Source organism: Planosporangium spinosum (assembly GCF_049999945.1).
Classification (GTDB): domain Bacteria; phylum Actinomycetota; class Actinomycetes; order Mycobacteriales; family Micromonosporaceae; genus Planosporangium; species Planosporangium spinosum.
In genome coordinates this window covers 364,562-385,166 of the sequence record NZ_JBLYUB010000003.1, presented here as the reverse complement: position 1 = coordinate 385,166, position 20,605 = coordinate 364,562, and the positions used below count along the sequence as shown (strand labels likewise).

The following is a 20,605-nucleotide window of genomic DNA, read 5'->3' as shown; positions in this document are numbered from 1 at the left end:
AACACAACGCCGCCCTCATCTGCCTGGCCCGACGCCGCATCGACGTCCTACACGCCATGCTCCGCGACAAGACCACCTACCAGCCCCGCCCCGTCGCCGCTTGACCAAACCCATAGGGACACCCCCCTCAGATTTGAACATGTTCAACACGACGACCGTACCAATCGATGTGAACATGTTCAATGCCGTGGCGTAGCGACACCGGTCGGCGGCCGTGGACGGGTCAGCCGGCCGCCGCGGGCACGCACCCGAGGTGGCGACGGGCGTACGCGATGGCGGCGGGGGTGTCGGGGAAGACCAGTCCGTCGCGGCGTAGCCGCTCGGCGATGCCCAGGGCGGCCAGTACCTGGTCGTGGCCGGGGGCGACGCCCGACAGCAACACGGTGATCCCGCGTCGGTGCAGCCGGGCGATGGCGTCGCCGAGTACCTGCGCGCCGGTCGCGTCGATCGTGGACACCCGCGACATGCGCAGGATCACCACCCGCACGTCGGCGACCTCGGACAGCTCGATCAGGAGGCGGTGCGCGGCGGCGAAGAACAGTGGACCGTCCAGGCGGTAGGCCACGATGTGCTCGGCGAGCAGGGCATGCTCCGCGGCGCTGTGGTCGCCGGGTTCGAGCGGTACCTGTTCGACGCGGGCGGTCCGGGCCACCGCCCGCAGGGCCAGCACGACCGCCACCCCGATCCCGACGGCAACGGCGGTGACCAGGTCGAACACGACGGTCACGGTGAACGTCAAAATCAGCACCAGTGCGTCGCGGCGGGTGGCGCGGGCCAGCGCCCACAGCGACCCGGCCTGCACCATGCGCACGGTCGTGGCCAGCAGCACCCCGGCGAGCGCGGCCAGCGGGATCCGGCCGACCAGCGGCGACGCGGCCAGCACGATCACCGCCAGGGCGGCGGCGTGGGTCAGGGCCGCCAGCTTCGAGCCGGCCCCGGCCCGCACGTTGACGGCGGTCCGGGCGATCGCCGCGGTGGCCGGGATGCCACCGAACAGCGGCGCGGCGAGGTTGGCCAGCCCCTGGCCGAACAGTTCCCGGTCCGGGTCGTGGCGGGAGTCGACGCTCATCGCGTCGGCGACGGTGGCCGACAGCAGGCTTTCCAGCGCCGCCAGGGCCGCCACCGCCAGCGCCGACGGCAGCAGCTGCCCGACGGCGTGCCCGTCGAGGAAGTCCAGCGACGGCGCCGGCAGCGCGGTGGGCAGGGCGCCGATGCGGGCCAGGTCGAGCGGGGTGGTCTCGGCCAGCACCGTCCCCGCGGCCACCGCGACCAGCGAGAACGGCCACCCGGGCCGCCAGCGGGCACCCAGCAGCATCGACGCCGCGACGGCGAGGGCCACCGCGACCGGGGCCGGGTGCGGATGCGCGGCGAAGCGGGCGACCGCGTCGGCGGCGACCGCCCACACCTTCTCACCGTGCGCGCCCGCCACCCCCAGCGCTGCCGGCAGCTGCTGCAGGGCGATGACCACCGCGATGCCCGCGGTGAACCCTTCGATCACCGGGGTGGGCAGGTACCGCACGTAGCGGCCCAGCCGCGCCGCCGCCAGGGCGACCAGCACCACACCGGCCATCGCGCCGACCATGAGCACCCCGGTGGCGCCGAAGCGCTGCACCACCGGTACCAGCACCACCGTCATCGCCCCGGTCGGCCCCGACACCTGCAGGTTCGACCCGCCGAAGACCGCCGCGACCGCGCCGGCGACGACCGCGGTGACCAGGCCCGCCTGCGCGCCCAGCCCGGAGGTGACCCCGAACGCCAGCGCCAGCGGCAGCGCCACGACCGCCACCGTCAATCCGGCCACCAGGTCGCCGCGCGGGTCGCGGCGCGCCGCCACCCAGTCCGCGCGCTGCGGCAGCAGCCCGACCAGCCGCCCGCCCACCAGCCGGACCGCCGAGCCCGGCGTCACCGGTCCGGCCCGTCGGCGCGCAGCTGCACCAGCAGGCCGTCGCGGTCGGCGAGTACCGCGCCGAGGATGCGCCGCCCCGCGGCCAACAGGTCGGCCACGTGCGGAGTGCTCAACGCGTACGTCACCTGCCCGCCCTCGCGTGCGGACGTCACCATCCCGGCCCGGCGCAGCACGGCCAGCTGCTGCGACAGGTTCGACGCCTCGACGTCGATCGCGGCCAGCAGCTCCCGCACCGGCCGCGGGCCGTCCTGCAGCAGCTCCAACACCCGGATCCGCACCGGGTGCCCGAGCGTACGGAACAGCTCGGCCTTCGCCTGGTACAGCGGCACCGACACGCCCGCCCACCCCGTTTCCTCGTACCGTTCCTCGGCGTGAGGACTTTAGCAGTTGCAAACTTCTTCAACTGTCCAGGTGGGAGCGGCGTGTCGCGGACGGACCGCCGGCGGCTGCCGCACACGCCGGTCGGACACCAGCCGACCCCCCGGCTACCCTTCCGGGACAGTCCTTCGCGCGTACCCGGGAGCCAGCCATGACCGAGTCCGACCCGACCTCGACCGACGTCCGGTTCCGCAGTGACATGGTCGTCGACCTGGTCAAGCATTCCGCCGCCGACTCGGACGTGGTCTTCGCGGCCCGGGTGTCGACACGCGGGGCACGGTCGCAGGCCGACATCGACGCCGACGCCGACCAGCACGCCGGCCTGATCAACTTCCTGATGCGGGACCGGCACGGTTCGCCGTTCGAACACTCGGTGTTCACCTTCTACGTCGAGGCGCCGATCTTCGTGTGGCGCGAGCACATGCGCCACCGGATCGCGTCCTACAACGAGGAGTCCGGCCGCTACACGGTGCTGGAGCCGGTGTTCTACCTGCCCGACGCGCAGCGTCACCTGGTGCAGGCCGGCAAGCCCGGCGCGTACGTGTTCGCGGCGGGAACCCCGGCGCAGTACCAGCGGCTCGTCGCGCGCAGCCGGCGGGTGTGCGAGGTCGCCTACGCCGCCTACCTGGAGTCGCTCGACGACGGGCTGGCCCGTGAGGTGGCCCGCATGGACCTGCCGGTACGGCTGTACTCCTCGGCCTACGTCACGATGAACGCCCGCGCGTTGATGAACTTCCTGTCACTGCGGGTCAAAGACGACGCGGCGAGGTTCCCGTCCTTCCCGCAGCGGGAGATCGAACTGGTCGCCGAGGCGTACGAGCGCGAGTTCGCCCGGCTCATGCCGGTGACCCACGCCGCGTTCGTCCGCAACGGTCGGATCGCGCCGTAACCCAGGCCGGAGCGGGCCGGTACGTCGACCGGGACCTGCAACGCGAGATCAACGACGGGCTCAACGTCGTCGAGCCCTGGAATCGGGCCAACAGCGTGATCTTCTACGGCAAGGGTGGCGACATCGCCACCAGCCGCCGCGACGAGCAGGAACTCTCCGTGCTGTGGCTGCGCGTGCTGCAGAGCGCCCTGGTCTATGTCAACACTCTGATGGTCCAGGACGTCCTGGCCGACGTCGGCTGGACCGCCACGCTGACCGATGCCGACCGACGCGGACTGACCCCGCTGTTCTGCACCCATGTCGCCCCGTACGGTGCGGTCAAGCTCGACATGACGGGCCGTCTCGCCTTGGGCGCTTCCGGGTCTTCATGCCGCCGCCCGGGGTGGCGGCGCCACCACACCTAACCGGGTATCCCTACGACCAGGCCGGGGATGCTGCGGTGGCGGAACCTGCGCCGCCGAAGGGTCCAGGTGGGTGCTGTACGAGTTCGGGGTTGAGGAACATCGGTACAGCGATTGGCGCTAGCGACGATCTTGGCTTTGAGGCCGCAGGGGCGCCGATTACCTGATGTGTCGATCCGTAGGCTTGTCCAGGAGCGGCACGTCGGCGACGGTCTCGGCGAGGGTGGTGCGGTGGCAGGTGCGAATCGACGTGGCCTCGGTCAGGTGTTCAACGAGGTCCCCGAGCTGTACGACAGGGTCCGGCCCGGGTACCCCGAGGCGCTGTTCGCCGACCTCGTCACCATCACCGGCACACGCGAAAGGTCGTCGGTACTTGAGGTCGGCTGCGGCACCGGGCAGGCAACACGGTCGCTGGCGGCACTCGGGTGTTCGGTGACCGCCATCGAGCCGGGCCCGGGTATGGCCGCGCTCGCTCGCCAACGGCTCGCCGCCTTCGACAACGTCACCGTCGAGTCGTCGACGTTCGAAGAGTGGGATGATCGCGGTCGACGCTTCGACGTCCTCGTGGCCGCGTCGGCGTGGCACTGGGTCGATCCTGCGATCGGCTGGAGACGAGCACGCGAGGTGCTCCACCCTGGATGCTGGATGGCGCTGCTCGGCCACGTCGTCATCCGCCGGCCCGGCGAGCCGGAGGTGTATGCGGAAACTGCCGATCTCCACGAGCGATTCTCCCCGGGGAACCCCGACTGGGGTCATCCGCCGCTTGAGGGTGAGGTGCGCGGCACCGACGAGGGCTGGGGACTGGTCGAGGACCCCGGCAGCCTGTTCGGCCCCCCGATCGTGCGCTGGTACCCCACGGTTCAGTGGTTCGACGGCGATGGTTTTGCCGACCTCCTGCGCTCGCAGTCGCCGTACCGCAGGCTCGATCGCGACGTCCGTGAGCCGCTGCTCGACGCCATCGCCGAGCGCATCCGCACCCGCATGGGCGACCGAGTGGCACGCCGGTACCTGAGCGTCTTGCGTATCGGTCAGCGCGCGGACTGAGTTCCGAGCGGTAATCCGGTCACGCTCTTGAAGGCGTCCGTTTGGCGATCGGCCAGTGAGACACCCTCGGCGCATCCCTTCCGAGCCGCCGACCAGCGCCGACGCTGTCTCACATGGGTGGTCCGGGCAGTTGTCCGGTGACCGGGGGCTAAACGGCACGATCAGCCGGTGGGGGAACTGGTCGGCTACGCCCGATGCTCGGCCGTCCTGCAGGATCCCACTGCCCAGCGCGAGATCCTCACCTCGCTCGGCGTCCCCGCCGAGCGGATCTATCTCGACAAGGGACTGACCGGCACCAACCGTGCCCGCCCCGGCCTCGACCAGGCCCTCGCGGCCGTGCGCGCCGGCGACACCCTCGTTGTACCCAAGCTGGACCGGCTCGCGCGGTCCGTCCCCGACGCCCGCGCCATCGGCAACACCTTGCCCGCGCCCGCAGCCCCGACGCCACGATCGTCGCTAGCGCCAATCTCTGTACCGATGTTCCTCGACCCCGGAGTTGGCGAACGCGGGACTCCTGGAAAGGATCATGACACCAACACCAGCGGGACCTGCACCGACGTCAATCCGGAGACGCGCCGCCCCGATCGCGGCGGTACCGGCCATCGGCCGTACAGCCGCGATCGGGGCGGTAGTGCACCTGCTGGCCACCGCCATCGAGGAAGGCCGGGACCTGACCTCGATGAGCGCCATCCTGGCCGACACCGCCTACCGTCTGCTTCCGGCCTGACGGCCCGGCCTCACTTCAGGTGCCGGGCGAAGAACCGGTTCCCGTCGTCCCCCTCGAACTGCGGGACGCCGGTGTGCCCGCCCATATTGGCGTGCAGCGTCTTCTCCTTGGAGCCGAAGGCGTCGAACAGGTCCAGGGCCAGCTGCCGGTCGTTTCCTTCGTCGTCCCACTGCAGCAGGACCTGCAGCGGAATGGTGACCTGCCGGGCCTCCTCGAACATGGTGCGGGGCACGAAGCTCCCGGCGAACAGAAGGGCGGCCGAGATGCGCGGCTCGACCACCGCCAGCCGGAGGCCGATGGCGATCACGCCTCCCGCGTACCCGACCGGGCCGCCGATCTCGGGCAGCGAAAGGAGGGCGTCCAGGGCGGCCCGCCATTCCGGGACCGCCTTTTCGACCAGTGGGAGGACGAGCCGGTCGACGATCTCGTCGTCGACCGGCTCGCCGGCCGCCAGCGCCCGGCACAGGTCGGCACGGGCCTCCTCGGCGGCGGCGGAACGGGGCCGGTCACCGCTCCCGGGGAGCTCGATGGTGGCCGCGGCGAAGCCCTCCGCCGCGGAGTGCCGGGCCCGGGCCACCAGGCGGGGGTACATCTTGTGCAGTCCGCCGGGGTGGCCGACCAGGATCAGCGGCGCCGGTGCGGATGCGGATGCGGATGCGGGCGTCCACAGGAGGCCGGGGATCTCGCCGAGGGTGAATTCGCGTTCGAGGACGCCGTCGTCGAGGCGCTGTTCGGAAGTGAATCGCATGGTCGTGCCTTTCGGGAGTGCCTTTGAATGGCGCTCCCGGACGACCTATCGTCCGACCGTGACCCCGGAGGGGAGCACCCATGTCGATACTGCGTTCACGGGTACCACCTCCTCGTTCTCTCGCACGGCCTCGGGGAGGTTAGCAGTAGGCGCCGTGGTCCGCCAACAGGTTCTTGCGGTGGCGGGCGGCCCTACATCGAGCACGTGTCACCACCCGCGTGTGCGGCTGGTGACACGCTTCTTACCGGCCGACCTGCGGACCGTACTGCGCCATTCACACGTCGAAGAACTGACGAACGCACCAAAACGCCAGGAGAACGTTTCCTCAGCAATCCGTTCCCCTGTGACGGGAACGTCTGGTCAAGCTCCACGCTGCCGCGACTCATCCACTCGTCACTTCACCTGAGAACTCGCGCAGCCTCGCCAGGGCCTCACGTCGCTCGCCGCAGGGGATGCGAAGCGACACCGCCGGTGTCATCGCCCACTCCACCCTCGACGGATCATCGCCCGATTACCGTATTTCCAATACCGGTAATTCGATAATGCGCTACATCATAATGCCAGTTATGATGTAGTCCGGCCGGCCGTGGAACCGCGTCTTCGTGGCCGACAATGCGCCGGCACCTGGGGACGGCACGGCCCGGCAGGGACCCAGGACCCGCTGAAGTGCCTCGTGGTCGCAAGGTGTCCGGTGGTCTCGGGGGACATGTCGCAGGAGCGCGGCGAGACCCTGCCGCAGCGGTGCCTTCGTCTGCCGGGATTCCTGTCGGCGACGGCAAGGGGCCGGTGACGGTGGCGGCCGCACATGGTGCCTCGTGGATGGCACCCGCGACCCGACCCCCTTGCGCCGGTACCACGTCGAGACGTTCCGGGACCCGGGCGGGTGCCGGTACCAGTACCGGCACCCGCCCGGCCGACCGCGGCCGGCGCCCCGAGCCGGTCGTGGCGCCGGCTTCTCAGGCCCCGGCGGCGCTCCGGTCACCGTGTGCCCCGGAAGCGGTGTAGGCTCTCGGATCGATACAGTGAGGGGCCGCCGGCCGCGGCGGGCGACCCCGGCTCGCTGACCGGCGGCCCGAGTAGGACGATCTCCCGCCGTCCGCGACCGCACTCGCCGGTGCTGGGTACGGCACGTCGGGGTGACAGACCAGGCGAAGGTGATCATGGAGAGTGCCACCCCGAAGGCAACCGTCGTCGTGCCGACCTACAACGAGCGCGACAACCTGCCCCGGCTCGTCGAGTTGCTCGCGGCGCTGCAGATCCCGAACCTGCACCTGCTGGTCGTCGACGACAACTCCCCGGATGGCACCGGCGAGGTCGCCGACAAGCTCGCGGTCGACGGGCCGATCCCGGTCGGGGTGCTGCACCGGACCGTCAAGGACGGACTGGGCCGTGCGTACGTGGCCGGCATGAGTCGGGCCCTGGCCGAAGGCGCGGACGTCGTCATCCAGATGGACGCCGACCTGTCCCACCCGGCCACGGCCATTCCCGACATGCTGCGGACGTTGGCCACCACGGACGCCGCCGTCGTGCTCGGTTCGCGGTACGTGGCCGGTGGCGCGGTCGCCAGCGACTGGCCGTGGCACCGCAAGGCGCTGTCGGCCTGGGCGAACTTCTACGTCAACACGATCCTGCGGCTGGGGGTCAAGGACGCCACCGCCGGTTTCAAGGCGTGGCGCGCCGACACTCTCCGCGCGATCGACGTCGCATCCGTGCAGAGCAACGGCTACGCGTTCCAGGTGGAGATGAACTACCGGACCGTCCAGCGTGGCATGAGGATCGCCGAGGTGCCGATCCGGTTCGAGGAGCGCAGCGACGGCGTGTCCAAGATGAGCCTCGCCGTGCAGGTGGAATCCGCCGTCGTGCCGTGGAGGCTGCTGTTCGGCGGGCGCCCCCGCTGAGGTCCGCCCGGGGAGCTGGCACCGGGCGGGGATTTCCCGTCGGAAAATGTCATACCCCCGTGATGTACTGCATTCGTACACATGTGCGAACGGGTGGAGAGGAGTTCCATGTCACCCGAGCAGACCATGCGGGAGGCGGCCGACCTGGCCATGCGCCTGCTGCCACTGGCCGTGCAGGCCGCCGGACCGATGCGTGACCACGAGGACCAGGGTCGCTACCTGGAGCGGGTGCGGGCACTGGCCGTCGACCTGTGGATCGAGAGTGGCCCGCGGTCGGAGCTTGCCCGCAGGCTGGCCGAACTGACGAACGCCCAGGTGTTCGTCGGGGTCCTGGCCGACGTGACGATCGAGGCGTCCAGCACCCGGGCCATGTTGACCCTTACCGTGGTTCGCGACGGCGAGGCGACCGAGGAGATGATCCGCACCGACCGCACCGACGGCCCCGCCGGGCGGGCACTGTGGGAGACCGCCCGGACCCTCACCGGCCACCGGGTCGCGATCTACAAGCACATGGAGACCCGCGCCGACCCCAACAAGAAGTACCGGTGCGCCAAGCACATCGTCGACCTGGGGCCGGCCGACGACACCGGCGACGCAGGCCCGACGCCGACCGGTGCCGCGCCAACCCGTGCCGGGTCGACCGGCGCCACCCATCCCGTGCCCCGGATCGTGGCTCCGCGCGTGCCGGGCAGCGACCCGGCGGACGCCCGCGCGGAGGTCATGCGGGCGCTGGAGCGCGCCGGTCACGGCGACCCGGCCTACCGGCAGGCGGCCTGCGCCGGGATCATGGACCGGGCGACCGCCGCCAACGGAACGGTCACCAACCTCGACGTGCTGCTGCGACTGGCGCGGACCACGCCGCCGGCCGACAGTCCGGCCGGCCGGATGATCAGTAGCCGGTACGGGCAGCCACCGCAGCGACTGTCGGCCTGACCGGGCCGGCGCCGGGCGACCGCCTCAGCCGTCAGGTCACCGCCCACCGACCACCGACCATCCGGCCAGCCGCGTCGGTCGACCGGCCACTGCCGTGATGATCAACAGAGCGGCACAATCGACCGTTGTGATTGTCGCCGCCGCACCCGCCACGCACTGTCCCGACTGCCGCACGCTGCTGGTCACCGAGCGCGGCGCGCAACCGTGGTGCCCGGCGTGCGAGTGGAACCTCGACCGCTACGAACCCGACCGGCACTCTCCCGAACTGGGCTGGCGGTGGCTGGACCGCCTGACGCACCGGGTGGCGTACCGGCTGACCGCCCGCCAGTACGCCGCGCTCGCCGGCCGCCCGGTCGACCGTCCCGGCACGACCCCGGCGACGGTGGTCCTGCTCGGCACGGCGGTGCTGCTGCTGGCCGCCGACGCGGCGCTGCTGGCCGCCGACGCGGCGCTGCTGGCCGCCGGCTGCTGGCTGATCGTGGCCGACTTCCCGAGCCTGCGCCTCGTACCCGGCGTCCTCGCCGTGCTGCTCGCGGTGGCGCTGCGACCACGTCTCGGGCGCCGCGACCCGACCCTTCGCGAGGTCACCCGCGACCAGGCACCGACCCTGTTCGCGCTCGTCGACGAGGTCGCCGTGGCCGTCGGCGCGCCGGCACCCCACGTGGTGACGGTCGACGCCGACTTCAACGCCTTCGCCGGCGCGGTCGGGCTGCGCCGCCGCCGGGTCCTGTCCCTCGGCCTGTCCCTGTGGGGTGCGCTGCCGCCCCAGCAGCGCGTCGCCCTGCTCGGCCACGAACTGGGCCACTTCGTCAACGGCGACGTCCGGCGCGGGCCGCTCACCAGCGTCCCGATGACCACCTTCGGGACACTGGCCGACGTGCTGCGCCCCACCGACATGCCCGCGCGGGCCGGCGGGCTGGCCGGGATCATCGGCGGCCTGCTCCACGCCGTCGTCCTCGGCGCGCTGCGGTTCCTGGTCCGCTGCGGCCACCTGGTCCTGGTGTGGATCGGCCTGCGGGAGGCACAGCGCGCCGAGTACCTCGCCGACGAGCTCGCCGCCCGCGCCGGTGGCAGCACCGCCGCGGCGCAGCTCGCCGACACTCTCACCGCCACCGACACGATGACCATGGTGGTACGGCGGGAGGCCCGCAAGGGCGGTGACGCCGCCGCCTGGCGGGCGGCCGCCGACCAGGCGCGCCGTGACGTCGCCGCGCGGCTGCCCCGCCTGCGCCAACTGTCGGTACGCGACGACGTGTCGCTGTTCGCCTCACACCCGCCCGCCGGACTGCGCGCCCGGATGATCGAGTCCCGGCCGGCGCACCCACCGGCCGTGCTGCTCGACGTGGCCACCTCGGCGCGCATCGACGCCGAACTGGCCACGGCGTACGCGGCCGCCCGCCGCGACCTGGCCGCGAGCTGACGCCGCGACACCCGGGCCGGGATCCGACCCCGGTCACCGAAATCCACCCCGCCGAGATCCATCTCACCGGGTTCGCCCAGGTCATCGCCCACGAGCCCGGCCTGCGGCCACACCGGTCGACCTACAGTGGGACCGTGCACGACACCGAACAGATCCGCATCGCCCCCATGGCGGACCTCCACGCCGCGGAGGTCCTCGACATCTACCGGGCCGGCATCGACGGCGGCCAGGCCACCTTCGAGACCGAACCGCCGACCTGGGGCCGGTTCGCCGCCACCCGGCTGCCCGACCACCGGTTCGTTGCCGTCGACCCCACCAGCCGGGTCCTCGGCTGGGTCGCATGCTCGCCGGTGTCGCAGCGCGGCGCCTACGCCGGGGTGGTCGAACACTCCGTGTACGTGCACCCCGACGCGCGGGGGAAGGGGCTGGGCCGCGCGCTGCTGCACGCCCTCATCGACTCGACCGAGGCCGCCGGCATCTGGACGATCCAGTCGGCCATCTTCCCGGAGAACACCGCCAGCCTCGCCACGCACCGCGCCGTGGGTTTCCGGGTCGTGGGTACCCGCGAACGCATCGCCCGCCAGCACGGACGCTGGCGCGACGTGGTCCTGGTGGAACGCCGCAGCCCCGCCGTCGTCTAGGACACGCCGTCTCCCGGCCCGTCCGCCCGCCGCCACACGCCCCGGATCAGCCGCCAGGCCGCGTCCCACGGGCGCGGCACGGCGTATCGGGAACAGTCGCACCGGCCGCAGTCGGTCCCGCGGCGGTAGTGCCGGTGGGCCGCGCGGTCGTGCCCACACCGGCAGATTCGCACAACAAAACAGTAGCCAGCGCAAACCCGCACCCGCTCCGGCAGGTCGGCTAGGCTCGTCTGATCATGAGCCTGCCGATCCGCGCCGAGCCGCCCGGGGCCGTCGCACGCCCGGCCGACCTCGCCGACTTCACCACCGCGTGGCTACGCAACCGGCGACTGTCCCCCCACACCCGCCTGGCCTACCAGCGCGACGTCAACACCTGGCTGCAGTGGTGCGCCCGCCGCGACGTCGACCCCCTCCACGCGACCTTCCTGCACGTCAATGAATACGCCCGGGAACTGGAGTCCACCATAGACACCCGGTCCGGCCGGCTGCTCACCCCCGCGACCGTCGCCCGCCGAATGTCCGGGCTGGCCAGCTGGTACGACTTCCTGACCCGGCTGCGGATCGTGCCGGTCAACCCGGTCGCCGGCGCCGACCGGCCCCGCGTCGACCGGGACCACTCGGTCACCGTCGGACTGACCGCCGACGAGGTCGACGCGCTGCTCGCCGCGGCCGCCGCCGACGGCGGTCCACAGGCACTGCGCCACCGGGCCATGCTCACCCTCCTGGCCGACCTGGGCCTGCGCGTCGGGGAACTGGTCGGCCTCGACGTCACCGACCTCGGCCACGAACGCGGCCACCGCACCATCCGCTTCGTCGGCAAGGGCGGCAAATCCCGCCGCCGGGCCCTCGCCCCGGCCACCGCGGCCGCCCTCGACGCATACCTGGCGACCCGGCCCGGGCAGGCGGACGGTCCATTGTTCGTCACCGCCACCGGCGCCCGCGTCGACCGGGCCGCCGTGTTCCGGCTGGTCCGCCGGCTCGCCCGGGCGGCCGGCATCCCCGCCTGGGCCGACCTGTCACCCCACTCGCTGCGGCACGCCTTCGCCACCACCGCCCGCGACCAGGGCGTACCCCTCGAAGACGTCCAGGACGCCATGGGACACGCCGACCCGCGTACCACCCGCCGCTACGACCGCGACCGCCACAACCTCGACCGTGATCCGACGTACCGCATCGCCGCGGCCCGCGCCGCCCGCCGGTCGTGACCGCGCACGTCCCCACCCACCCCGGGAGGCCGCCATGCCCGAACCGGTAGCCGAGGCGATGCGCGCCGCCGCGGCCGCGTTCATCGCCGGACTCGACGACGAACGCGGCCGCGCCTGCCACCCCTTCACCGACGCGATGCGCCGCTGGATCGAGTACCGGCCCCGGCCCCGACCCGGCATCAGCCTGGCCGACCTGACCGCACCGGCCCGCAAGGCCGCCCACCGCCTGCTCGCCACCGCGCTGAGCCCCCACGCGTACGCCCAGGCCATGACGATCATCGCGCTCGAAGAGATCCTCGACCGGGCCGAAGGCTGGGCCCGCGGCCGCCACAGCAACGACTACCGGGTCAACGTCTTCGGCGACCCGACCGGCGACGCCCCGTGGGGGTGGCGGTTCGAAGGCCACCACCTGTCGGTCACTATGACCGTCGACGGCGACCGGATCCACCCGACCCCGGTGTTCCTCGGCGCCAACCCGGCCACCGTCCGCTACGCCGACCACCCGGTCCTGCGCCCCCTCGCCCTGGAAGAGGACCTGGCGCGGGCGGTGATGGATGCCATGGGCCCCGACGGGCGCGCCGCGGCGGTCACCGCCGACACCGCCCGCCCCGACATCGCCAGCGCCACGGCACCCCGCGCCGTCGCGCCGGTCACCCCCCTGGGCGTCGCCGCCCACCGACTCGACCCGGGCGCCCGCGACCTGCTCGACCGGCTGCTCGCCGTGTACCTCGACCGGCTACCGCCCGCGCTGGCCCGCCACGAGTCCGCCCGCATCGACCGGCGGGAGGTGCACCTGGCCTGGGAGGGCCCGCTGCGGCCCGGCGCCGGGCACTACTACCGCATCCAGGCACCGGACCTGCTCATCGAGTACGACAACAGCCAGAACGACGCCAACCACGCGCACACCGTGCTCCGCCGCCCGGACAGCGACTTCGGCGGTGACGTGCTGGCCGCCCACCACGCCGACGCCCACCGTCCCACCGCGGCCGACCACCGGTAGACCCCGCCGCCATACCGGCCGGTCACGGCAGAGCCGGCACCGGGGGCAGCGGCCACCGGCGGGGCGTCACAGCAGCCGCGGCGGGGTGTTGCCGGCCGCCACGATCGCCCGCCGCATCGGCACCGCCGCGAGCGCGACGAACCCGACCACGAAGAACGCCACCAGCGACACGATCGCCACCCGGTAGCTGCCGGTCACCTGGTAGGCCAGCCCGAACAGCAACGGCCCCAACCAGCTCGTGCCCTTGTCGGAAATCTCGTAGATGCCGAAGTACTCGGCCTCCTTGCCGTGCGGGATGAGCTGGCTGAACAACGACCGACTCAACGCCTGGCTGCCGCCGAGCACGATACCCAGCAGCGCGCCGAGCATCAGGAACGCCATCGGCCGGTGCGCCGGCAGCACATACCCGGCCGCCAGCACCACCGTCCACAACACCAGACTGCCCAGCACGGTCTTCCACGCCCCGAACCGCCGGGCCAGCCACCCCAGCACCATCGCCCCGCCGAATGCCAGGAACTGCACCAGCAGGATCGTCTGGACCTGGACCGCCTGGTCGAGCCCGAGCTCCTTGTCGGCGTACACGCTGGCCATCGCGATCGCGGTCTGGATGCCGTCGTTGTACACCAGGTAGGCGGCCAGGAAGAACAACGTCAACGGGTACGCCCGCAGCCCCCGCACCGTGTGCCACAGCTGCCGGAACCCGTCAACGAGAGCCGGACCGCGCGCCTCACCGGCCACCGCCGGCCGGTTACGCAACCACACCAGCGGCACCGTGGTGAACGCCGCCCACCACACACCCGCCGACACGATGCTCCACCGGGCGATCTCACCCTTGCTCAGGCCCGCCGGCTCGATCGTCAGCACCACCAGATTCAACGCCAGCAGCAGACCACCGCCGATGTAGCCGATCGCCCAGCCGATGCTCGACACCCGGTCACGCTCGTCCGGCCCGGCGATCTGCGGCAGGAACGAGTTGTACACGACGATGCTCGACCCGTACGCCAGGTTGGCCACCAGGAACAGCACCGCGCCCAGCAGGTACCGCCCGCCGGTGCAGAACACCAGGCCGACCGTCGCCGCCGCCCCCACATAGGCCAGCGACGCCAGCAGCTCCTTCTTCCGTGACGTCCGGTCGGCGACCGCACCCACCACCGGCAACACAACCACCTGCAACAGCACCGACAACGAGACCACGTACGCGAACAGCGACCCCGCCGCGACCGGGATACCCAGCGGATACACCCGGCCCTGCGCATCCGCGGCGTGCTCGGCCACCGAACTCAGGTACGGGCCGAGGAACACGGTCACCACCGTGGTGTAGAACGCCGAGTTGGCCCAGTCGTAGACGTACCAGCCGACCCGTTCACGACGGGTACTCAACTCCTGGTGCACGCGTGCGTCGGCGACCATCGGTCCTCATCTCGTGTCGGTGGGCCACACCCCACGGGCGCTGAACACGTCGCGCAGCACCTCGATGCGATCGGTCATGATGCCATCCACACCGAGATCCAGTAAGTGGCGCATCGCGTCCGGGTCGTCGACGGTCCACACATGCACCTGCAGACCCAGCCGGTGGGCGTGCGCCACGAACCGCGGCGTCACCACCCGCAGCCCGGACTGCGCCACCGGCACCTGCGCGGCGACCACCCCCGGCGGTACCCGCCCGGCCCGCCCCAGCCGGGCACCCGCCCACAACCGGGCCACCTCCCGGGTACCCATCGACGTCGCCGCCGCCGGCCCCAACTCGCGGCGGATGCGGCGCAGCCGGTCGTCGGAGAACGACGCCAGCAGCACCCGGTCGAGCGCCCCGGCCCGGCGTACCGCCGCCAGCCCGGGCGCGAGGGCCTGCTCGGACTTGACGTCGATGTTGAACCGGACCTGCGGCCAGGCATCCAGCATCTCGTCCAGGCGCGGCACCGCCGCCGCACCACCCACCCGCAGCGCCGCCAGGTCCGCCCAGCGCACGTCCCGCACCCGCCGCCGGTCACCGGTCATGCGCACCAACGTCGGATCGTGGAACACCACCGCCACCCCGTCACTGGTGGCGTGCACGTCGGTCTCGATGTACCGGTACCCCAACTCCACGCAACGGGTGAACGCCGCGGCGGTGTTCTCGTCACCGGCGGCCGCACCGCCACGGTGGGCGAACGCCAACGGCGTCGGCGCGTCGAGGTACGGGTGCGCTGCCATGGTCAGCAATTGTGCCCACCGCCGGGAACCGACCGTGACCCGGCCGGCGTCCGTACCCGCACCGACACCGACCGGTGACCGGACGATCACAAGCGGCGAACCCCGGCCGGACGGTGAACCATCGGGACACCGCCACGCGTGATGTCAACGACGGCGCCGGACACCCGGCGGCACCGGACCGTGAAGGAGCGTGGGCGTGACAACGAACGGAACCGACCGCATGAGCGCCGAACCGGACACCACGGCGGGGGAGCGCGCCAGCCGCGACCGCGCACCCGACCGCGTACCCACCGCGCCCACCGACCTCGCCCCCGAACAACGGGCCCTGCTCGAACGGCTGGCCACCGGCGCCACCATCGCCGCCGCCGCCCAGGCCGAGTACCTGTCGCTGCGCACCGCCAACCGGCGCATCGCGCAGGCCCGTCAACTCCTCGGCGCCTCCACCACCCGGGAAGCGGTCGTCACCTACCTGCGGATGCGCCGCGACGGCGACCGGTCACCGGCCCGCCGGCCCGCCTAGCCGGACCCGGCTACGGCAACTCCGCCAGCCGCGCCTCGATCTCGGCGAGCTCCGCACGCAACCGGTCCGCCTCCGCTTCCGCCTCGGCCCGGGCCGCCGCCACGATCTCCTCGACGGCCTCCCGCACCCCGGGCATGTCGATCATGCCCACCATCTTCAGTGCCTCCGCCGGCTTGATCACGTACGGCTTCGCGAGCACCTTCGTGCCCTGCTGCGCGGCGACCAACCATTCACCGTCGGCGTACGACAAGGTGACCGTCAACGCCGCCGGCGGCTTGACCCGAGGCGGTGCCTTCCGCGCCGCCGCCTTGGCCGCCGGGCGAGCCGGCTGGTCGCGGCCCTCACCGGCCGACACCGGCCGGGCCACACCGGACGCCCGGCCGGTGTCAGAGTCCTTGTCGGCACCGGACACGTTGTCAGCACCGGACGCCTTGTCGGCACCATCGGTCGCAGGACGGGTCACAACGATCTCCTCGTGGGGGGCGGGCACGGCGGCGACGGGAGGCTTCGCGGCGAACGCCGCATCAGCAAGCGGCGGTCCCGGCGGAGCCGCCGGCGTGGACACGGCGACCTTCGGCGGCCGGCGGGGCGGGGCACCCTTCGGCGCGATCGCCAGATCGGTGGGGGAGAAGGGCAACTCGTCCCGACCGAACCGCACCACCACCCACTCGTCGCTGACCGCCGGATCAGCCAACTCCACCACCTGGCCCTGCTGGCCGGCGATCTGACCGGCCGACGGGGTGAACACCACCTTCGGCCGCCGCCCGTTGGCCAGCGCCTCCCGGATCTGCTCCAACTCCGGGGCGGACAATCCACGAGCTGCACTGCGACCGGCCATCGCGAAACTCCCTCGACGTACATCTGTACGTATGTTCTAGCAGCCGGCCCCGACAATTCCCGCCCCAGGGCACCGCCTCCCAGCCACGGGCACCACACACCGTCGCCGTACCCTCACCGCGACACCCGCGCTCACGCCGGAGCGCCGCAACCTCCACAAAGGACACATAGGCCGGTAGCGCGGGGGAGTACCGCCGACCCGCCGACTGACCAACCACCGTCGGCCGACCGGCGGGGGACACCCGCCCCATCGCCGACCGGCCGACGAACAAGACACACACCGGCCGGCACCCAACGCCCGGCCAGCGGCGCACGGCCGGACCCCGGCCGGCGAAGCGAATCGCCGGCGCCGGCGCACGGAACGCACCGACACCGGCGACGACACCACCGGCACACCGCGACCGGTCACGCGGTCGCCATGACCCGCTGGCTCACCTCGTGACCGACGCGCTCCCAACGGGTGGCGCTGTCCTCCTTCATGACCAGGTTGGCCTGCAGGGCCTGCGCGCACCGGGTGTCACCCATCATCGTCGCCTTGCCGACCAGGCCCTTGTACGTGGCACTGCCGAAGTGGGCCAACTTCGACGAGGCGCCGGCGACGTACATGTCGAGCACCTGAGGCGACGGGTTCTGGCTCATGAACTGCTGGCTCTCCGCACGCATCCCGTCGATCGCCAGACACGGGACATCCTGCTGGCGCTTACCCAGCGCCTGGAAGCACGTCTCCAGATTCTTGATCTTCTGCTGCCCCTCCTGCTGCTCCGTACGCAGGACCTGCTGCACGTTGGAGTCCCGGATCTGGCCGATCAGCTCGCCCTTCCACTCAATGCCCTTCTTCTCGGCGTCAAGTGCGCCGGACAGCTCGTACAGGAACAGGTCCACCGGACTGTTGAGTGCCATGAACTCCTCCTGATCGCTCATCTGGCCTGCCGGACGCAGGGCGACTACCCGCACCGACGCGCCCTAGTCGCGGCCCGGCCGCGATTTCGCCACGCCCGGCGGGGGTACCGCCGCCGGGCCGCCTGACACTCGTACACCCGTCGGGGACAGCATCGCCCGGTGGCGCGTCACGCCCAGAGGAACGCACTCCGGTCCGGCACGAGACACACGCCGGCGCCGGACCGGCCATCAGGACGACAGGTGGCCGGCGTGTGTCTCGACTGTGACCGGCTCGGGCGGCACGCACCGCGGCGGTGAGCGGGAAAGGCAGACCGGGCGGGTGGGCCGGACGTGGGGTTGGCCGGCAGGAATGAGGCATCCGGCACTGCGGTAAGGGATGGTCGATAATGTACATTATGTTAAGTAACCAGGTGGGCGGCCCCGATCGGCCTCTCCCGGCGGGACCGGCGGGAATCGACCCCGCCCCCGACCCCGACACGTTCGGCCACGGTCACCACCGGTGCCGGGTGCCTCGGACCATCCGCACCCGGCACCATCCGGGTCCCACGCTCACGGCTCGCGATGACGGGCACGTCGACCGTCGCGCCTGCCGACTGGTCGCTGGCGACCACACCACGGCACCCGGGTGTCGCCGGGTGCGATCCGGCGCCCGGGTGTGTCCGAACCGCTGGCCGTTCCGCGACGCCGTGCGCGGGCGGGTCGCTCACGTACGGTCCGGTCGACACGACACGAGCGGTGATACGAGGCGGATCCGGGATCGCGCGTGGACGTTCCCGGCGTCGGCAGGCGCGTGGCGACGCCGCAGTACGGCCGGTGTCAGCCACTCGCCCACCACCCCTCGCGGAAAAGCGAAAATGATGCATAATATTCCTTATGCAGGACAAAAGGGATGAACTGGTACTAACCCTCATTGAGGAGTTCCTGGCAGCGCGTGCCGCGCGCAAGCCGTCGGCGCACACCCTGCAGGCGTACCGGCGCGACCTGCTCGCGGTCGCCCGGTTGGTGGCGGATTCCCCGGCCACTCCCCTCCCCCTGGCCGAGTTGACGTTGGCGGCGTTGACGACGCGGGCGTTGCGGGCGGCATTCGCGGAGTTCGCCGCTCCCCGCGCGGCCGCCTCGGTCTACCGGGCGTGGTCGACCTGGAACAGCTTCTTCGGGTTCCTGGTCACTGACGGGGTGATCGCCGGCAATCCGATGTCGGCGGTGGACAAGCCGCACGTACCACTCCCCCTGCCGAAGCCGTTGCGCGGTGAGGACACGCCGGAGCGGCTGTTGGAGGCGGTGGCGCACGAGGAGGGACGGCAGCGGGATCCGTGGCCGGAGCGTGACCTGGCGGTGCTGGCGTTGGCGTTGTGTGCCGGGCTGCGGTTGTCGGAGTTGCTGGCGTTGCGGGTGGGGTCGGTGACCGGGCGGCCGGGTGAGCGGCGGGTCGAGGTCGTCGGTAAGGGTGGCAAGTTGCGGGTGGTGCCGGTGGAGCCGGAGCTGGACGCGGTGCTGGGCCGGTACCTGGACAGTCGGGTGCGCCGGTTCGGTGCGCGGACGGTGGTGGTGGAGTCGGTGCTGCTGGTGGATCGGCGGGGTGAGCCGCTGCGCCGTGGGGGGCTGCAGTATCTGGTGGAGTCGTGTTACCGGCGGGCGGGGATCACCGACCGGGTGCCGCGGGGGGCGCGGTTGCACGCGTTGCGGCACACGTTCGCGACCCGGTTGGCCGAGGACGGGGCGACCGCGTCGGAGATCATGTGGCTGCTGGGGCACGCGAGCCTGACGACGAGCCAGAACTACATCGACGTGACGGCGGACCAGCGGCGGGCGGCGGTGCGGGCCAACCGGACCAATCGCGCGTTGGGTGGTCTGTTTCCCGCTACGGAGGGGTCGTGACCTGACCGCGGTGTGCGGTCGGTGGGTATCGGACGGTGTGGTTTGGACGCCCACTCCCCCTGTCGTCGGCTCACCCTGGTGTCGGCACGCCCGTCGACGGTCGGCATCGTCGGTATTCCCGCCGGCGGTCGGTGGGCGTGCCGCCGGCACTGGTCGGACATCCTGCGGGTGATCGCCTCCGTCCGCACCGGGAGACTTCCGCCGACGACGCGATCCGGGTGCTGCGGCACAACGCGCGGCTGACCGGCTTCGGCGACGCGCTCGCCCACTACGGGCGGGTCTTCAAGACCCTGCACGTGCTGCCCCCGGCCCAGGAACTCGGCCCGTCTTCGGGCGGGGCCGGTCGACAGTCGAGGTAGGCGTCCAGCGCGGCAGCGCCGCTGAGCATAGCGCGGCTCTTGGCAGACAGGCGGGCACGCCAGTCGCGCAGCATGGATTCGAGCGGCGCGATGCCTCCGGCGGAACGGACCTGGGCAATCAGCGGGGCTATCTGCTCCAGCAGGTAGCCACCTCGTCTGAGCTGGTGAGCCAGGAGGGCGTCGCGCACGTCGGCCGCGCTGTAGACCCGATAGCCGGTCTGCGGGTCACGGCGCGGCTGGACCAGGCCGGCGCGTTCCCACTTGCGCAGCGTGGCCGGGCGAATGCCGAGCCTTTTCGACAGTGGACCGACGAGCACGTTGCCTCGTTCCGGCGGCGCGGGTTCGAGGTCACGAACAGCGGCTTCGACGGCCTGGAGGGTGCGGTGGTCGTCAAGAAGCTGGGCGTGACTGGAGTCGATGAGGTGGAGGGCATCCTCGGTCGCGTCCCGGTTGATCGCCTGCATGATCGACGTTGCCGTCTGGTGGCCGTGTCCGGGCGCGAGGGCGAGGAATGCACGCAGCGCCTGTGCGTGCAGCGGCGTGTAGGTGCGGTAGCCATGCGGGGTGCGTTCAGCCGCCGGAAGGATGCCGGCCGCTTCATAGTTGCGGACCGCCTGCGTGGACAGACCGTGCGCTCGCGCCAGGTCAACCGGCCTGAGTTGTCCGTCGCTTTGAAGGTTTCGCATTATCGGGCCGCCAATATCGATGAGAAGTTTCCACCGTTGGTTCAA

At 71.9% G+C, this 20,605-nt stretch carries 19 protein-coding genes and 1 pseudogene; 12 read left to right on the top strand and 8 right to left on the bottom strand.

From position 1 onward, the window contains the following. Positions 1-223: 223 nt before the first annotated feature. Together ACNTMW_RS06675 and ACNTMW_RS06670 are read right to left on the bottom strand one after the other, a co-directional pair. Entirely contained in the window at positions 224-1,906 is a 1,683-nt protein-coding gene (locus ACNTMW_RS06675) for a SulP family inorganic anion transporter (protein WP_426632502.1), read from the bottom strand. Further along, entirely contained in the window at positions 1,903-2,241 is a 339-nt protein-coding gene (locus tag ACNTMW_RS06670; protein ID WP_426632501.1) for an ArsR/SmtB family transcription factor, read from the bottom strand. The genes ACNTMW_RS06675 and ACNTMW_RS06670 overlap by 4 nt, the downstream gene beginning before the upstream one ends. Before the next feature lie 194 nt (positions 2,242-2,435). On the opposite strand from ACNTMW_RS06670, the gene thyX reads away from it, so the two are divergent. The 4 genes and pseudogenes from thyX to ACNTMW_RS06650 form a co-directional block, all read left to right on the top strand. Further along, on the top strand, positions 2,436-3,173 hold the full coding sequence (gene thyX / locus ACNTMW_RS06665; RefSeq protein ID WP_426632500.1) for an FAD-dependent thymidylate synthase: 738 nt from the start codon (positions 2,436-2,438) through the stop codon (positions 3,171-3,173). A 35-nt stretch (positions 3,174-3,208) separates the two neighbouring features. After that, on the top strand, positions 3,209-3,577 hold the full coding sequence (locus ACNTMW_RS06660; RefSeq protein ID WP_426632524.1) for a Tn3 family transposase: 369 nt from the start codon (positions 3,209-3,211) through the stop codon (positions 3,575-3,577). Between the two features lie 111 nt (positions 3,578-3,688). Then, positions 3,689-4,618: a class I SAM-dependent methyltransferase gene (locus ACNTMW_RS06655; protein WP_426632499.1), complete on the top strand. Its 930-nt coding sequence runs from the start codon at positions 3,689-3,691 to the stop codon at positions 4,616-4,618. 168 nt (positions 4,619-4,786) lie between these two features. Beyond that, positions 4,787-5,020, top strand: a pseudogene (locus ACNTMW_RS06650) (recombinase family protein); the annotation flags it as partial. A gap of 335 nt (positions 5,021-5,355) precedes the next feature. On the opposite strand, the gene ACNTMW_RS06645 reads toward ACNTMW_RS06650, so the two are convergent. Then, a complete protein-coding gene (locus ACNTMW_RS06645; RefSeq protein ID WP_426632498.1) occupies positions 5,356-6,093 on the bottom strand; it encodes an alpha/beta hydrolase in 738 nt (245 codons plus the stop codon). Positions 6,094-7,253: 1,160 nt separating this feature from the next. On the opposite strand from ACNTMW_RS06645, the gene ACNTMW_RS06640 reads away from it, so the two are divergent. The 6 genes from ACNTMW_RS06640 (at position 7,254) to ACNTMW_RS06615 (ending at position 13,190) form a co-directional block, all read left to right on the top strand. Further along, positions 7,254-7,991, top strand: a complete 738-nt coding sequence (locus ACNTMW_RS06640; RefSeq protein WP_426632522.1) for a polyprenol monophosphomannose synthase — start codon at positions 7,254-7,256, stop codon at positions 7,989-7,991. 108 nt (positions 7,992-8,099) lie between these two features. Further along, positions 8,100-8,924 carry a hypothetical protein gene (locus ACNTMW_RS06635; RefSeq protein ID WP_426632497.1) on the top strand — a complete coding sequence of 275 codons (825 nt, stop codon included), beginning with the start codon at positions 8,100-8,102 and terminating at the stop codon, positions 8,922-8,924. Positions 8,925-9,051: 127 nt separating this feature from the next. Further along, complete coding sequence (locus tag ACNTMW_RS06630) at positions 9,052-10,344, top strand: M48 family metallopeptidase (protein WP_426632496.1); 1,293 nt, start codon at positions 9,052-9,054, stop codon at positions 10,342-10,344. Positions 10,345-10,511: 167 nt separating this feature from the next. Beyond that, on the top strand, positions 10,512-10,985 hold the full coding sequence (locus tag ACNTMW_RS06625; RefSeq protein ID WP_426632521.1) for a GNAT family N-acetyltransferase: 474 nt from the start codon (positions 10,512-10,514) through the stop codon (positions 10,983-10,985). Between the two features lie 236 nt (positions 10,986-11,221). Continuing rightward, complete coding sequence (locus ACNTMW_RS06620) at positions 11,222-12,190, top strand: tyrosine-type recombinase/integrase (RefSeq protein WP_426632495.1); 969 nt, start codon at positions 11,222-11,224, stop codon at positions 12,188-12,190. A 34-nt stretch (positions 12,191-12,224) separates the two neighbouring features. Further along, positions 12,225-13,190: a DUF3500 domain-containing protein gene (locus ACNTMW_RS06615; protein WP_426632494.1), complete on the top strand. Its 966-nt coding sequence runs from the start codon at positions 12,225-12,227 to the stop codon at positions 13,188-13,190. Between the two features lie 66 nt (positions 13,191-13,256). Here the strand turns inward: ACNTMW_RS06615 and ACNTMW_RS06610 are convergent, their stop codons facing one another. Both ACNTMW_RS06610 and ACNTMW_RS06605 read right to left on the bottom strand, forming a co-directional pair. Further along, a complete protein-coding gene (locus tag ACNTMW_RS06610) occupies positions 13,257-14,600 on the bottom strand; it encodes an MFS transporter (RefSeq protein WP_426632493.1) in 1,344 nt (447 codons plus the stop codon). 6 nt (positions 14,601-14,606) lie between these two features. Next, positions 14,607-15,380 carry a glycerophosphodiester phosphodiesterase family protein gene (locus tag ACNTMW_RS06605; RefSeq protein WP_426632492.1) on the bottom strand — a complete coding sequence of 258 codons (774 nt, stop codon included), beginning with the start codon at positions 15,378-15,380 and terminating at the stop codon, positions 14,607-14,609. Between the two features lie 196 nt (positions 15,381-15,576). Here ACNTMW_RS06605 and ACNTMW_RS06600 point away from each other — a divergent pair, with 196 nt between their 5' ends. After that, complete coding sequence (locus ACNTMW_RS06600; RefSeq protein ID WP_426632491.1) at positions 15,577-15,900, top strand: hypothetical protein; 324 nt, start codon at positions 15,577-15,579, stop codon at positions 15,898-15,900. Between the two features lie 10 nt (positions 15,901-15,910). Here ACNTMW_RS06600 and ACNTMW_RS06595 read toward each other — a convergent pair whose 3' ends face one another. Both ACNTMW_RS06595 and ACNTMW_RS06590 read right to left on the bottom strand, forming a co-directional pair. Further along, positions 15,911-16,738: a hypothetical protein gene (locus tag ACNTMW_RS06595; RefSeq protein WP_426632489.1), complete on the bottom strand. Its 828-nt coding sequence runs from the start codon at positions 16,736-16,738 to the stop codon at positions 15,911-15,913. Between the two features lie 404 nt (positions 16,739-17,142). Beyond that, positions 17,143-17,658: a YciE/YciF ferroxidase family protein gene (locus ACNTMW_RS06590; RefSeq protein WP_426632488.1), complete on the bottom strand. Its 516-nt coding sequence runs from the start codon at positions 17,656-17,658 to the stop codon at positions 17,143-17,145. An 852-nt stretch (positions 17,659-18,510) separates the two neighbouring features. Here ACNTMW_RS06590 and ACNTMW_RS06585 point away from each other — a divergent pair. Continuing rightward, a complete protein-coding gene (locus tag ACNTMW_RS06585) occupies positions 18,511-19,515 on the top strand; it encodes a tyrosine-type recombinase/integrase (protein ID WP_426632487.1) in 1,005 nt (334 codons plus the stop codon). A 268-nt stretch (positions 19,516-19,783) separates the two neighbouring features. On the opposite strand, the gene ACNTMW_RS06580 is transcribed toward ACNTMW_RS06585, so the two are convergent. Continuing rightward, entirely contained in the window at positions 19,784-20,605 is an 822-nt protein-coding gene (locus ACNTMW_RS06580) for a TioE family transcriptional regulator (protein ID WP_426632485.1), read from the bottom strand.

What these genes read in the sequence shown, in the direction of transcription:
- thyX (WP_426632500.1), top strand. Translation starts at nt 2,436, where the DNA reads ATGACCGAGTCCGACCCGACCTCGACCGACGTCCGGTTCCGCAGTGAC.
- ACNTMW_RS06645 (WP_426632498.1), bottom strand. Translation starts at nt 6,093, where the DNA reads ATGCGATTCACTTCCGAACAGCGCCTCGACGACGGCGTCCTCGAACGC.
- ACNTMW_RS06640 (WP_426632522.1), top strand. Translation starts at nt 7,254, where the DNA reads ATGGAGAGTGCCACCCCGAAGGCAACCGTCGTCGTGCCGACCTACAAC.
- ACNTMW_RS06635 (WP_426632497.1), top strand. Translation starts at nt 8,100, where the DNA reads ATGTCACCCGAGCAGACCATGCGGGAGGCGGCCGACCTGGCCATGCGC.
- ACNTMW_RS06625 (WP_426632521.1), top strand. Translation starts at nt 10,512, where the DNA reads ATGGCGGACCTCCACGCCGCGGAGGTCCTCGACATCTACCGGGCCGGC.
- ACNTMW_RS06620 (WP_426632495.1), top strand. Translation starts at nt 11,222, where the DNA reads ATGAGCCTGCCGATCCGCGCCGAGCCGCCCGGGGCCGTCGCACGCCCG.
- ACNTMW_RS06615 (WP_426632494.1), top strand. Translation starts at nt 12,225, where the DNA reads ATGCCCGAACCGGTAGCCGAGGCGATGCGCGCCGCCGCGGCCGCGTTC.
- ACNTMW_RS06610 (WP_426632493.1), bottom strand. Translation starts at nt 14,600, where the DNA reads ATGGTCGCCGACGCACGCGTGCACCAGGAGTTGAGTACCCGTCGTGAA.
- ACNTMW_RS06605 (WP_426632492.1), bottom strand. Translation starts at nt 15,380, where the DNA reads ATGGCAGCGCACCCGTACCTCGACGCGCCGACGCCGTTGGCGTTCGCC.
- ACNTMW_RS06595 (WP_426632489.1), bottom strand. Translation starts at nt 16,738, where the DNA reads ATGGCCGGTCGCAGTGCAGCTCGTGGATTGTCCGCCCCGGAGTTGGAG.
- ACNTMW_RS06590 (WP_426632488.1), bottom strand. Translation starts at nt 17,658, where the DNA reads ATGAGCGATCAGGAGGAGTTCATGGCACTCAACAGTCCGGTGGACCTG.
- ACNTMW_RS06585 (WP_426632487.1), top strand. Translation starts at nt 18,511, where the DNA reads ATGCAGGACAAAAGGGATGAACTGGTACTAACCCTCATTGAGGAGTTC.